Below are 13,057 nucleotides of genomic sequence, written 5' to 3'. Positions count from 1 at the left end.
GAGTCGAATGCAATGAGGAATGCTCGGGCAAGAACGGTCGCTGCCACCGGGCTGGCGGCAACCGCACTGCTAGTCGGCTTGTCGGGATGTTCAGGCAGGGACTCGGCGGCTGGGCCGACTACCTCCCCGGCCGGCAGCGCGACCATGTCCGTGACAACATCGGTCACCGTCGACCCCGCCGCTGACCTGATCGGTCCGGGTTGCTCGGACTACGCAAAACAGAACCCAACCGGTGCCGGCTCGGTCGCCGGGATGGCACAGGATCCGGTCGCCACCGCGGCGGCGAACAACCCGATGCTCACCACGTTGACGTCGGCGCTGTCAGGCAAGCTCAATCCACAGGTCAACCTGGTTGACACCCTCAACAACGGTCAGTACACGGTGTTCGCGCCGACGAATGCCGCATTCGACAAGCTTCCCGCGGCGACCCTCGACAAGCTGAAGACCGACGCACCGATGCTCAAAAGCATCCTGACCTACCACGTCGTACAGGGACAGACGAGCCCGAACAAGATCGACGGCAGCCATGCGAGCCTGCAAGGCGGCAATGTGAACGTGACCGGCCAGGGGAACGCCCTCAAAATCAACGATGCGGGTCTGGTATGCGGAGGGGTGCACACCGCCAATGCGACGGTCTACATGATTGACACCGTGCTTATGCCTGTAGGCCAGTAAACCTACGGGCGCCAACCAAAGGCAGCCGGGTCGACTTACCCGGCTGCCTTTGGCGTGTTGGAACGTCGGTTGAGCACGCATGGTCAATGCGATCCGCGGCCGGGCCGGCTGCGAATAGCAGTCATGTTGACTCTCGCGCTGATCGGCTTGGTCGGAGGCTTGATCACCGGCGTATCGCCGTGCATCCTGCCGGTGCTGCCGGTCATCTTCTTTGCCGGCGCCCACGACCATGGTGCCGACTCAGCGGGCGACGGCCCGAATCGTTCACTGTCGCAACGGTTGCGTCCCTACCGAATCATCGTCGGCCTGTTAGTGAGCTTCAGCCTGGTCACGTTGATGGGATCGACTCTGCTATCACTGCTGGGGCTGCCGCAGGACGCCATTCGCTGGATCGCGCTGGCGGCCTTGGTCGCCATCGGGTTGGGCCTGATCTTTCCGAAGATCGAACAGTTCTTGGAGCGCCCGTTCACGCGCATCCCGCAGAAGCACTTCGGCAATCGCGGCAACGGTTTCGGAGTTGGGCTGGCACTGGGAGTGCTCTACGTGCCGTGCGCGGGGCCCGTACTGGCCGCAATCGTTGTTGCCGGCGCCACAGCGTCTATCGGGCCGTCCACGGTTGTGCTGACGGGTGCCTTCGCCGTCGGCGCGGCGCTGCCTCTCCTGTTCTTCGCGCTGGCGGGTCGGCAAGTGGCGCAACGGGTGAGCGCTTTCCGACGCCGGCAGCGCGGGATTCGAATAGCCGCAGGGGTAGTCACAATCGCGCTCGCGGTGGCTCTGGTGTTCGACGCGCCCGCGTTGCTGCAACAGGCGGTTCCCGACTACACGAGCGCCCTGCAGGACAAACTCGCCGGCGATCATCACGTGCGGGAAAAGCTCAACCTTTCCGGCATCGTCAACGAACAGAACGCACAGCTTTCCGACTGCAGCAACGGCGCCACCGAACTGGAAAGCTGCGGTCCGGCACCAGACCTGAAGGGCATTGCCGGCTGGCTGAACACTCCCGGTGACAAACCGATCGACCTGAAAGCACAGCGCGGCAAGGTCGTGTTGATCGACTTCTGGGCGTACTCCTGCATCAACTGCCAACGTGCGATACCCCATGTCGTCGGCTGGGACAACGCGTACCACGACGACAACTTCGAGGTCATCGGGGTGCACACGCCCGAGTACGCATTCGAAAGAGTGCCAGGAAACGTCGCCAAGGGAGCCGCAGACCTCGGCATCAGGTACCCGATCGCACTCGACAACGGTTACTCCACGTGGACCAACTACCGCAATCGATACTGGCCCGCGGAGTACTTGATCGACGCCGACGGGGTGGTGCGGCACATCAAATTCGGGGAAGGCGATTACAACGTCACCGAGCGGTTGATCCGACAGCTACTCAGCCGCACCAGCCCCAGGGCATCCCTTCCCCCACCAGTGGACTCCACCGATACCACCCCACAGCACCGGACCACGCCCGAGACATACTTCGGGGTCGGCAAAGTCGTCAACTACGGCGGCGGCGGTCAATATGACGAAGGCTCAGCAACATTCGACTATCCCCGAACGCTTGCCGCTGACAGTTTCGCTCTGCGCGGGCCGTGGTCGCTGGACTACCAGGGCGCCACAGCCGATAGCGACCAGTCCAGCATCAAACTGAACTATCACGCCAGGGACGTCTTCATGGTCGTTGGTGGCACAGGGATCGTCACGGTGCTACGCGGCGGGCAATCGACGACGCTGCCGGTCGGCGGTCCCCCGACGTCACATCAGATCGTCGCTGACGACGATTCTGGAAACACGACGCTCGAGGTACGACCCAGCAAAGGGTTACAGGTGTTTTCGTTCACCTACGGCTGATCAGCGTCGATCCGCGGATGCGAGCAATCCGAAGGGGTGACCGCTCCGAATCTCCGATGGCAGGAGCGAATGACGCGGCACAGGGTCGCGTCGACGATCGTGAGGAGAAACCGATGAAGGTGAACAAGAAGCCGCTGACGGCCAGCGGTCTTGCAGCGGCGACCATCGTGGGCTTCGCAGTGGCCACCTCCCCCGTGGCTACAGCGGCCGATCTGGTCGGGCCCGGATGCGCCGACTACGCGAGCGCTCATCCCAACGGTCCAGCCTCGGTGCAGGGGATGTCGCAAGACCCCGTCGCCGTCGCTGCGTCCAACAATCCGATGCTCACGACACTGACGGCGGCGGTCTCGGGCAAGCTCAACCCCCAGGTCAATCTCGTGGACACCCTGAACAACGGCCAGTACACGGTGTTCGCACCGACCGACGACGCGTTCAGCAAGCTGCCGCCGGCGACGATCGACCAGCTGAAAACCAATTCAGCGATGCTGAACAATATCTTGACCTACCACGTGGTCCAGGGTCAGCTCAGCCCGGCAAATGTGATTGGAACGCACAAGACTTTGCAGGGCGCCAACCTGACGGTCAGTGGCCAGGGCACCAATCTGACCGCTAACAGCGCCGGCGTCGTCTGCGGTGGCGTGCCCACCGCCAACGCAACGGTGTACATGATCGACACCGTCTTGATGCCACCGGCGTAGCGGACGCTTCCGCCCGCCGGCCGCATCGCGCAACAGGCACCGACGTATCTCGCGGACGAATTCTTCGAATCGCTGTGGGCCAGTGATTTTGACGAGGGTGCCGGCGCACGCAAGCGGTCAGGCCTCGCACTTGGAGGGTTATCCTGGCGCTCATGCGCCCTGTTGTCGTAGGTGCTGCCGGCGAGATCATCCGCGCGGATTTGGCGAAACTTCGTGCCTGAACTGCCGGACGTCGAGGGGTTCCGGCGCGAGCTTGCTAAAACCTTGCCCCGCCGCCGGATTCAACACGTAGACGTCCGGGACCCCGGGATCCTGCGCAACGCCTCCGCCAGCGCGCTGGCCCGGCGTCTGGTGGGGCACCGCTTCGAAGTCCCGCGCCGGCACGGCAAATGGCTGATGTTGCCGACCGACGGTCCGACGCTGGTGATCCACAGTGGCATGACCGGACACCCCTACTACGCCGACGCCGGCGCCGAGCCGGAAAAGTATGAGCGACTGGTGGTGTCGCTCGACAAAGGTGAGCTGCGCTACGCCGACCTGCGCAAGCTGCGGGGGGTCTGGCTCGCCGCCGACGACGACGCGCTCGCCGACGTGTTGGGTTCGCAGGGACCCGACGCGCTGGGGATGGGCCTGCGGGAGTTTCGCGACGTGGTTGGCGGGCGGGGCAAGGGTGCCAGGCAGCTGAAGCCGACACTCATGGACCAGTCGGTGATCGCGGGACTCGGCAATCTGCTCGTCGACGAAATCTGCTGGCGGGCCAGACTACGGCCCACCCTTCCCGTTGCGGAGTTGAGCGATGACGACGTCAAGGACTTGCACCGTGCAATGGCGCAAGTGCTGCACACCGCGGTACGCCACGGCCGGGTCCCCGGCCTGTCGCGCTGGCTCACCGGTGCACGCGATGATCCGGACCCGCACTGTCCGCGCTGCGGTGCCCATCTCTGCCGGGGCCGGATCGGCGGCCGGATGTCGTTCTGGTGTCCGCACTGCCAGCCCTAGCCCGCACCGAACAGCCTGGTGGACCGGGCGACGGTGGGCGTAATCTCAGCTGCTATGAGCCCCCATGGCCGCAGGTTTGCGGTGATCGCCGCGGCGATCGTCATCGCCGTCGGTGCCCAGCTGAATCCGGCGACAGCACGAGCTGATCTGCACAACATCACCTATCGGGCCAGGATCGACGCGCTGACGACCGGTAGTCAGGCCACGTTCGTGACCAACGGCGGTCAGACGAGCACCACCGGCCTTCCGTCCATGCCCGGCAACGTCTTCGAAGCCAACACCGTGCTTCCCGACCCGGCGCAAGCCGGCCTGAGGATTGTGCTGCATTTCCCCTACGCCGCCAATGTGCACTGCGAGATCGACGCCGACGACAACGTTTTCGTTCAGGCCGACCAGATGGTGAGGCCGGCGGCCGGTAACAGCGATCCCAACAATGGGGCGCTGCAATGCGGCGCCCCATTGCCGTAGATACGGGCTAGGGCTTCCAACCCGTCGAGTCGGCCCACGTCCATGCCCGGCGGTAGGCCTCGACGAACCATGGCTCCTTGGCCTCGACGTAGGCCGCGGTGTCTCCGCCACCGGCCTTTTCGGCGGCGCGCTTGACGTTCAGATAGTCGGCACGGGCCTCGGGGTTGGCGGTCAACCAGTCCACGAACAGCAGCGCGAACTGCTGATTGGGCCAACCATCCACCCGAATGTGCACATTCGTCGGTCGGCCGGGATCCGCCGAGCCGTGAATTCGCTTGAACCACAGCGTCGGATCGTCCTTGTGGTCGTACCGTTCCACCGTGCTGCGGGCATCGTCCTTGGCCACGTCCTCGGTGATGCCTTCGACGCGTGGGTACCCGGCGGACAGCAACGGCTCGACGAGTTCGTCTGCGACGGCGAGGGATTCGACGGTGATCTGGACGTCGATGACGTCCTTGGCGGCGAGGTCCGGCACGGCGGTCGATCCGATGTGGTCGACCCGCAGCGCCCGGTGACCGCAGCTGGTCCGCAGGCGGTTCACGATTCGTTGCGCCTGGTCCGCCCAACTCGGGTCGGGCGGCACCAACCGGGCCGGAGCCCGGGCGATCTGCTGCGCGCTCAGGTTGTGCGCGAACGGGACGATGCGGTCGTTCCACACAGCGTGGGCGCGCTGCGCCAAGTCCTCGGTGCTGCCCGAGTTGTCCAGCCAGATGTCGGCGACCGCGCGGCGCTGCTCGTCGCTGGCCTGCGCGGCGATCCTGGCGCGGGCGTCATCCTCCGGCATGCCGCGCTGGTCGACCAGGCGCCGCAGCCGCACCTCGACATCGGCGTACACGATGACGACGAGCGGGAACAGCGGCGCCATCCCGGACTCCACCAGCAGCGGAATGTCCTCGACGACAACGGAATCCTCGGGCACCGACGCGATGATTTCCGAACGGCGATTGCCCACCAGCGGGTGGACTATCCCGTTTAGCGTCTTGCGTGCCTCGTCGTCGCGAAACGCTTTGGCCGCCAACGCCGGTCGATCCAGCGATCCGTCCGGGAGCAGTATGTCGCTTCCGAATGCCTCGACCAGCGAGGCCAAGCCCTCGGTTCCCGGCTGAACCACCTCACGCGCGATGACGTCCCCATCGACGATGACTGCACCGCATTGCGCGAAGGCGGACGACAGCGCCGACTTGCCGGCGCCGATGCCACCGGTCAACCCGATACGCAGCATGGCGTGGTCAGGTAAACGTCACGCGTTGCCGGCGAGTTTCTCCCGCAGAGCGGCCAATTGCGCATCGCTGGCCAGCGATCCGCCCGCCTTCTCCGGAGGAGCACCGTTGCCCGGTGACTGCTCGGCGTGCCCGGCGGCCTCGGCGGCGGCGAACTTCTCCATCTGCGTCGTGTGCATCTTGTGCCGGCGCTCGGCCTCGGCGTAGCGGGCTTCCCACTCGTTGCGCTGCTTGTCGAATCCCTCGAGCCATTCGTTGGTCTCGGAGTCGAAGCCCTCGGGGAAGATGTAGTTGCCCTGCTCGTCGTAGCTGTCGGCCATGCCGTACTTCGCCGGGTCGAACTCCTCGGTGTAGTCCTCGTTGGCCTGCTTGAGCGACAACGAGATTCGGCGGCGCTCCAGGTCGATGTCGATGACCTTGACCATCGCGTCGTCGCCGACGGCAACCACCTGGTCGGGAACCTCGACGTGGCGCTCGGCCAGCTCGGAGATGTGCACCAGACCTTCGATGCCCTCCTCGACACGCACGAACGCACCGAACGGAACCAGCTTGGTGACCTTGCCGGGCACGATCTGCCCGATGGCGTGGGTGCGGGCGAAGTGGCGCCACGGGTCTTCCTGAGTCGCCTTCAGCGACAACGAAACCCGCTCGCGGTCCATGTCGACGTCGAGCACCTCGACGGTGACCTCGTCGCCGACCTGCACAACCTCGGACGGGTGGTCGATGTGCTTCCAGGACAGCTCGGAGACGTGCACCAGGCCGTCCACACCGCCGAGGTCGACGAAGGCGCCGAAGTTGACGATGGAGGAGACGACGCCCTTGCGGATGGCGCCCTTCTGCAGCTGGTTGAGGAACTCGCTGCGCACCTCGGACTGGGTCTGCTCCAGCCATGCGCGACGCGACAGCACCACGTTGTTGCGGTTCTTGTCCAGCTCGATGATCTTGGCTTCGATCTCCTTGCCGATGTACGGCTGCAGATCGCGCACCCGACGCATCTCGACCAGGGAAGCGGGCAGGAAGCCGCGCAACCCGATGTCGAGGATCAGGCCACCCTTGACCACCTCGATGACGGTGCCCTTGACGGCCTCGTCCTTCTCCTTGAGCGCCTCGATGGTGCCCCAGGCGCGCTCGTACTGCGCGCGCTTCTTGGAGAGAATCAGGCGGCCCTCTTTGTCCTCCTTGGTGAGGACCAGGGCTTCGACCTCGTCACCGACGGAAACGACCTCGTTGGGGTCGACATCGTGCTTGATGGAGAGTTCGCGGGCGGGGATGACCCCTTCGGTCTTGTAGCCGATATCGAGGAGCACCTCGTCCCGGTCCACTTTGACAATCGTGCCTTCGACGATGTCGCCATCGTTGAAGTACTTGATCGTTTTGTCTATTGCGGCGAGAAAGTCCTCGCTCGAGCCAATGTCGTTGACGGCTACTTGCGGCGAGGTGACGGCGGGACTCGGCATGTTGTTGGGTTGCTCCGGACAGGTTTGGTCGTAGGGACAATTGGGATTTACCTGTCGAGGCTACTCGACTGTGCACATGGTGGCCAAACTCAGCGCCGTCGATTCGGGTCAAACCGTTGCCCCGAATTTGACACCGCGGCAAATTCGGCTGCGGAGCGGCTCGGTGTGCACGGGCGGTACCCGCAGCTCGGCGGGTGTTTGAGCAGCTGATACGCCCTCGGGGGCCCTGAGTGCGGCGCACGCGCGCTAATGCGCGGCGGAGTCCCAGGAGCGGCCGTAACCCACCGAGACCTCCAGCGGGACGTCGAGCGGATACGCCCCGCCCATCTTGTCGCGCACCAGCGCCTCCAACGCATCTCGCTCGCCGGACGCGACCTCGAACAGCAGCTCGTCGTGCACCTGCAGCAGGATCCGAGACGTAAGCCCGGCGTCTTTGATCGCCTTGTCGACCTCCAGCATCGCCACCTTGATGATGTCGGCCGCGCTGCCCTGAATGGGCGCGTTGAGCGCCGCCCGCTCGGCGGCTTCGCGCACCTGACGGTTGCTGCTGTCGAGTTCGGGGAGGTAGCGGCGGCGGCCGAAGACCGTTGACGTGTACCCGTCCTTACGGGCCTGCTCCACGACCTGCATCAGGTAGTCGCGCACTCCGCCGAATCGCGCGAAGTATTGCTCCATCTGATCTTTGGCTTCTTCGGTGGAGATCTTCAGCTGGGCGGAAAGTCCGTACGCGCTCAATCCATAGGCCAGGCCGTAGGACATCGCCTTGACCCGGCGGCGCAACTCGGCGGTGACCTCGTCGATGGGGACGCCGAACGCGCGCGAGGCGACGAACGAGTGCAGGTCCTCGCCGGTGTTGAACGCCTCGATGAGACCGTCGTCCTTGGAGAGATGGGCCATGATGCGCATCTCGATCTGGCTGTAGTCGGCCGTCATCAGCTCGCTGTAGCCGTTACCGACGACGAAAGCGTCGCGAATCCGCCGGCCCGCCTCGGTGCGGATCGGAATGTTCTGCAGATTCGGCTCCGTCGACGACAACCTGCCGGTCGCGGCGATGGTTTGGTTGAACGTGGTGTGGATGCGCCCGTCGGAGGCCACCGAGTTCAGCAACCCGTCGACGGTGACTTTGAGCCGAGTGGCGTCGCGGTGGGCCAGCAGATGCTGCAGGAAAGGATGGCCGGTCTTGTCGAAAAGCGATTGCAGGGCGTCCGCGTCGGTGGTGTAGCCGGTCTTGGTGCGCTTGGTCTTCGGCATTTCCAGCTCGTCGAAGAGCACCGCCTGCAGCTGTTTCGGCGAGCCCAGGTTGATCTGCTTGCCGATCACCGCGTACGCCGCCTCGGCCGCATCGCGGATCTGGTGGGCGAAATCGCTCTGCAGTTCGGTGAGCAGATCCAAATCGACTGCGATACCTGCGTTTTCCATCCCGGCCAGCACCGCCTGCACCGGCAGTTCCATGCCACTCAACAGCGAGGTGGAATTGATGCGGGCCAGCTCCTCGTCGAGCGCCTCGGCCAGATCCAGCACCGCCACGGCGCGCAGGATCAGCGTCTGCACCGCCTGCTCATCGGTGCCCTCGGTGTCGTCGAGCAACGAAAGCTGTTGCTGCTGAGGGTTTTCGGCGCGAAGTTCGCGGCGCAGGTAGCGCAGCGAAAGGTCGTCGAGGGAGAAGCTGCGCTGCCCCGGGCGCACCAGGTAGGCCGCCAGCGCGGTGTCGGAGGTGACACCGGCCAGCGTCCAGCCCCGCCCGGCCAGGTCGTGCATCGCGAGCTTGGCTTCGTGCAACGCCTTGGGTGGACCGGGGTCGGCCAGCCAAGACGCCAGCGCCGCTTCGTCTTCGGGATCCAGCGTCGCGGTGTCGATGTAGCGCCCCTCGCCGTCGGCCGAGACGATGGCCAGCGCGGTGGCGTCGGCGTCGTAGGCCAGGTGGGTGCCCACGACGGCGAGGCCGAACCGCTTGCCCGAGCTGTGCTCGGCCAGCCACACGGCCAGCTCGCCGGCTTCCAGCGCGCCGCCGCGCACGTCGAAGCCCTCGTCGACCTCGGGCTCCACCGCGGCCAGGGTTTCGAACAGCCGGTCCCGCAACACCCGGAACTCCAGGTCGTCAAAGAGCCGGTGAATCTGGTCGCGATCCCACGGCTGCAGCCGCAACGTGTCCGGTGTCTGCGCCAACGGCACATCCTTGACGAGGTCGGTCAGCTCGCGGTTGCGGATGACACTGGCCAGATGTGCGCGCAGCGCGTCGCCCACCTTGCCGCGCACCGAGTCGACGTTGTCCACCAGCCCCTGTAGTGACCCGTATTCGCCGATCCATTTGGAGGCGGTCTTCTCCCCCACGCCGGGGATGCCCGGCAGGTTGTCACTGGGGTCACCGCGCAGGGCGGCGAAGTCGGGGTACTGCTGGGGCGTCAACCCGTACTTCTCGACGACGGCATCCGGGGTGAATCGGGTCAACTCGCTGACCCCCTTGCGCGGATACAGCACCGTCACGTTGTCACTGACCAATTGCAAAGAGTCGCGGTCGCCGGTGACCACCAGCACCCGGTAGCCCTCGTTCTCGGCCTGGGTGGCCAGGGTCGCGATCAGGTCGTCCGCCTCGAACCCCTCCTCGGCGAGCACGGTGATGCCCAGCGCCGCGAGGACTTCCTTGGTGATGTCGATCTGGCCGCGAAACTCGTCGGGAGTCGCCGACCGATTGGCCTTGTACTCCGGGTAACGCTCGGACCGAAAGGTCTGCCGGGACACGTCGAAGGCCGCGGCGATATGCGTCGGGGCTTCGTCGCGCAGCAGGTTGATCAGCATCGCGGTGAAGCCGTAGACCGCGTTGGTGGTTAGCCCGCCGCGGGTTTTGAAGTTCTCGGCGGGCAGCGCATAGAACGCCCGAAACGCCAGCGAGTTGCCGTCCAGCAGCATCAGCGTCGGCGTGGTTTGTTCCTCGCTGGCCTTCGTAGTGGTTTTCGTGGCGGGCACGGATCTCACTCTAAGCACCCGGTGTGACGGGCTGAGCGCCCTAACCGTGCCACCAGCAGAACTGCAACACGTTTCAGTTTTGCGTTTGGGCTGGGTAGTCTGGCCCAGTGCCCGAGGTCACCACTCATGAACCCGCGATCGACGGGTGGTTCGCCACCGATGACGCCGGAAACGCCCATCTGATCGGCAGCAAGTGCCCCGAGTGCGGGACCTACGTTTTCCCGCCGCGGGAGAACAACTGCCCCAACCCGGCGTGCTCGAGCGATGCCCTAGAGTCCGTCGCGTTGTCGACCCGGGGAAAGTTGTGGAGCTACACCGAGAATCGGTATCCCCCACCCACGCCGTACCCGGCCGCAGACCCGTTTGAGCCGTTCGCCATCGCCGCGGTGGAGCTGGCCGACGAGGGAATCATCGTGCTGGGCAAGGTGGTCGAGGGCACGCTGGCGGCCGATCTGAAGGTTGGCATGGACATGGAGCTGACCACGATGCCGCTGTTCACCGACGACGCCGGTGTGGAGCGCATCGTGCACGCTTGGAGGATCGCATCGTGAGTACTCCCGAACCGCTCTACATCCTTGGCGCCGGAATGCACCCCTGGGGCAAATGGGGCCGCGACTTCACCGAATACGGGGTGGTCGCCGCCCGCGCCGCGCTGGCCGAGGCGGGGCTGGACTGGCAGCAGATCCAGTTGGTTGCGGGCGCCGACACCATCCGCAACGGCTACCCGGGCTTCATCGCGGGGTCGACGTTCGCCCAGAAGCTCGGTTGGAACGGTGTGCCGGTCAGCTCGAGCTACGCCGCATGCGCCAGCGGTTCGCAGGCGCTGCAGAGCGCCCGCGCTCACATCCTGGCCGGCTTCTGTGACGTCGCGCTGGTCATCGGCGCCGACACCACGCCCAAGGGCGCATTCGCCCCGGTCGGCGGCGAGCGCAAGAACGACCCCGACTGGCAGCGCTTCCACCTCATCGGTGCGATGAATCCGGTGTACTTCGCGTTGCTCGCGCGCCGGCGGATGGACCTCTACGGCGCGACCTCCGAGGACTTCGCGGCGGTGAAGGTCAAGAATTCCCAACACGGCCTGCAGAACCCGAATGCCCGCTACCGCAAGGAGTCCTCGGTGGAGGACGTGCTGGCCAGTCCGGTGGTGTCCGACCCGCTGCGCCAGCTCGACATCTGCGCGACCTCCGACGGCGCGGCGGCGCTGATCGTCGCCAGCGCCGAGTTCGCCCGCAAGCACCTCGGCTCGCTCGACGGCGTGCCTTCGGTGCGGGCGGTCAGCACGGTCACTCCGCGCTACCCGCAACATCTGCCCGAATTACCCGACATCGCAACGGATTCCACCGCCGCCGTGGCCGCACCGGAGCGGGTGTTCAAGGATCAGATCCTTGACGCCGCCTACGCCGAGGCGGGCATCGGCCCCGAGGACGTGAACCTGGCCGAGGTCTACGACCTGTCCACCGCGCTGGAACTCGATTGGTACGAGCATCTGGGGCTGTGCGCCAAGGGCGAAGCCGAGGAGCTGCTGCGCAGCGGCGCCACCACGATCGGCGGCAGAGTTCCGGTCAACCCGTCGGGCGGGCTGGCGTGCTTCGGCGAGGCCATTCCCGCCCAGGCGATCGCCCAGGTCTGCGAGCTGACCTGGCAGCTGCGGGGTCAGGCCACCGGCCGACAGGTCGAAAACGCCAAGGTCGGCGTCACCGCAAACCAGGGGCTGTTCGGGCATGGGTCGTCGGTGATCGTCGCCCGCTAGGGTCTGTGGCCGCTGGCGGTCAACGGCTTTGGGCGCTGGTGTTGTGTAACCAAGGCTTTCAATGTGCAACCGCGGCGGCGGTCCTCGGCGTTTCTTCGCCCCCACCGCACAGTCGACGCCGTGGGTTCACAATCGATGGCTGTCGTCGGAGCCCATGACCGAGAATTAGGCGTCTTTGGACGGATCCAAGGTCTCCAAAACGACTTCGGCCACCCGCTTCATCGTGGTCCTGCGGTCCATCGCGGCCCGTTGAATCCACTTGAAGGCCTCGGGCTCGGTCATGCCCTGTTCGCTCTGCAGCAGCCCTTTCGCGCGCTCCACGAGCTTGCGGGTCTCCAGCCGGTCGGACAGCGACGCCACTTCGCGTTCGAGCTCGGCGATCTCACTGAAGCGGCTGACGGCCAATTCGATGGCCGGGATGAGGTCGCTGATGGTGAACGGCTTCACCAGATAGGCCATCGCGCCGGCGTCCCGCGCCCTTTCCACCAAGTCGCGTTGGCTGAAGGCGGTCAACACCACAATCGGGGCGATGCGCTTGCTGGCTATCTCCGAGGCCGCGTCGATGCCGTCGCGGCGCGGCATCTTCACATCCATGATCACCAGGTCCGGCTGATGGCGCTCGGCGAGTTCGACAGCTTCCTGTCCGTCGCCTGCCTCGCCGACGATCTCGTAACCCTCCTCTCGGAGCATTTCGGCGAGATCCATTCGGATGAGCGCTTCGTCTTCAGCGATCAGGACCCGGCGCGGCACAGCGGCGTCGGTGTCGGTCGTGGGGCCTGTCATGACGGATATTGTGTCGTGAACGCCTCAGACCAGCGACCTCGGGGGCGGTGACACAGCTGAGCACTCCCGATCCTTTATGGTAGGAGGCTGCCTCTAAGGTAAGAGGCCGCGCCCTCGTATCCCAACTGGCAGAGGAAACGGATTCAAAACCCGTACAGTGTGAGTTCGAATCTCACCGAGGGCACCTGAGAACTGCCA

11 protein-coding genes and 1 tRNA gene are annotated in these 13,057 nt (G+C 65.3%); 8 read left to right on the top strand and 4 right to left on the bottom strand.

From position 1 onward, the window contains the following. Positions 1 to 12: 12 nt before the first annotated feature. From AC5Y4H_RS17435 to AC5Y4H_RS17415, 5 genes are all read left to right on the top strand, one after another. Positions 13 to 675, top strand: coding sequence for a fasciclin domain-containing protein (locus tag AC5Y4H_RS17435; RefSeq protein WP_499983505.1), 663 nt, complete (start codon positions 13 to 15; stop codon positions 673 to 675). Between the two features lie 123 nt (positions 676 to 798). Beyond that, positions 799 to 2,520 (top strand): cytochrome c biogenesis protein DipZ, encoded by a 1,722-nt coding sequence (locus AC5Y4H_RS17430; protein WP_499983503.1) that lies wholly within the window; start codon positions 799 to 801, stop codon positions 2,518 to 2,520. A 113-nt stretch (positions 2,521 to 2,633) separates the two neighbouring features. Continuing rightward, positions 2,634 to 3,218, top strand: a complete 585-nt coding sequence (locus AC5Y4H_RS17425; RefSeq protein ID WP_499983501.1) for a fasciclin domain-containing protein — start codon at positions 2,634 to 2,636, stop codon at positions 3,216 to 3,218. Between the two features lie 213 nt (positions 3,219 to 3,431). Further along, positions 3,432 to 4,217: an Fpg/Nei family DNA glycosylase gene (locus AC5Y4H_RS17420; protein WP_499983499.1), complete on the top strand. Its 786-nt coding sequence runs from the start codon at positions 3,432 to 3,434 to the stop codon at positions 4,215 to 4,217. Positions 4,218 to 4,271: 54 nt separating this feature from the next. Next, positions 4,272 to 4,685: a hypothetical protein gene (locus AC5Y4H_RS17415; protein WP_499983498.1), complete on the top strand. Its 414-nt coding sequence runs from the start codon at positions 4,272 to 4,274 to the stop codon at positions 4,683 to 4,685. A 7-nt stretch (positions 4,686 to 4,692) separates the two neighbouring features. Here AC5Y4H_RS17415 and coaE read toward each other — a convergent pair whose 3' ends face one another. The 3 genes from coaE to polA form a co-directional block, all read right to left on the bottom strand. After that, positions 4,693 to 5,907: a dephospho-CoA kinase gene (coaE, locus tag AC5Y4H_RS17410; protein ID WP_499983495.1), complete on the bottom strand. Its 1,215-nt coding sequence runs from the start codon at positions 5,905 to 5,907 to the stop codon at positions 4,693 to 4,695. A gap of 18 nt (positions 5,908 to 5,925) precedes the next feature. After that, the gene (gene rpsA, locus AC5Y4H_RS17405) at positions 5,926 to 7,362 is read right to left on the bottom strand and encodes a 30S ribosomal protein S1 (RefSeq protein WP_499983494.1); all 1,437 of its coding nucleotides are present in this window, start codon (positions 7,360 to 7,362) and stop codon (positions 5,926 to 5,928) included. Positions 7,363 to 7,608: 246 nt separating this feature from the next. After that, positions 7,609 to 10,269 carry a DNA polymerase I gene (gene polA, locus AC5Y4H_RS17400; RefSeq protein WP_499983612.1) on the bottom strand — a complete coding sequence of 887 codons (2,661 nt, stop codon included), beginning with the start codon at positions 10,267 to 10,269 and terminating at the stop codon, positions 7,609 to 7,611. A 164-nt stretch (positions 10,270 to 10,433) separates the two neighbouring features. Here polA and AC5Y4H_RS17395 point away from each other — a divergent pair, with 164 nt between their 5' ends. Together AC5Y4H_RS17395 and AC5Y4H_RS17390 are read left to right on the top strand one after the other, a co-directional pair. Next, positions 10,434 to 10,877, top strand: coding sequence for a Zn-ribbon domain-containing OB-fold protein (locus tag AC5Y4H_RS17395; protein WP_499983492.1), 444 nt, complete (start codon positions 10,434 to 10,436; stop codon positions 10,875 to 10,877). A 35-nt stretch (positions 10,878 to 10,912) separates the two neighbouring features. Continuing rightward, a complete protein-coding gene (locus AC5Y4H_RS17390; protein WP_499983610.1) occupies positions 10,913 to 12,076 on the top strand; it encodes a lipid-transfer protein in 1,164 nt (387 codons plus the stop codon). A gap of 165 nt (positions 12,077 to 12,241) precedes the next feature. On the opposite strand, the gene AC5Y4H_RS17385 is transcribed toward AC5Y4H_RS17390, so the two are convergent. Then, positions 12,242 to 12,859, bottom strand: a complete 618-nt coding sequence (locus AC5Y4H_RS17385; protein WP_064952729.1) for an ANTAR domain-containing response regulator — start codon at positions 12,857 to 12,859, stop codon at positions 12,242 to 12,244. A 110-nt stretch (positions 12,860 to 12,969) separates the two neighbouring features. Between AC5Y4H_RS17385 and AC5Y4H_RS17380 the strand changes: the two genes are divergently transcribed. Next, positions 12,970 to 13,043: transfer RNA gene (locus AC5Y4H_RS17380), tRNA-Leu, on the top strand. The last annotated feature ends 14 nt before the right edge of the window (positions 13,044 to 13,057 follow it).

This window comes from Mycobacterium sp. NGS58, assembly GCF_059812385.1.
The sequence above is the reverse complement of the archived record's forward strand: the minus strand, read 5'-3'. Positions and strand labels throughout refer to the sequence as shown.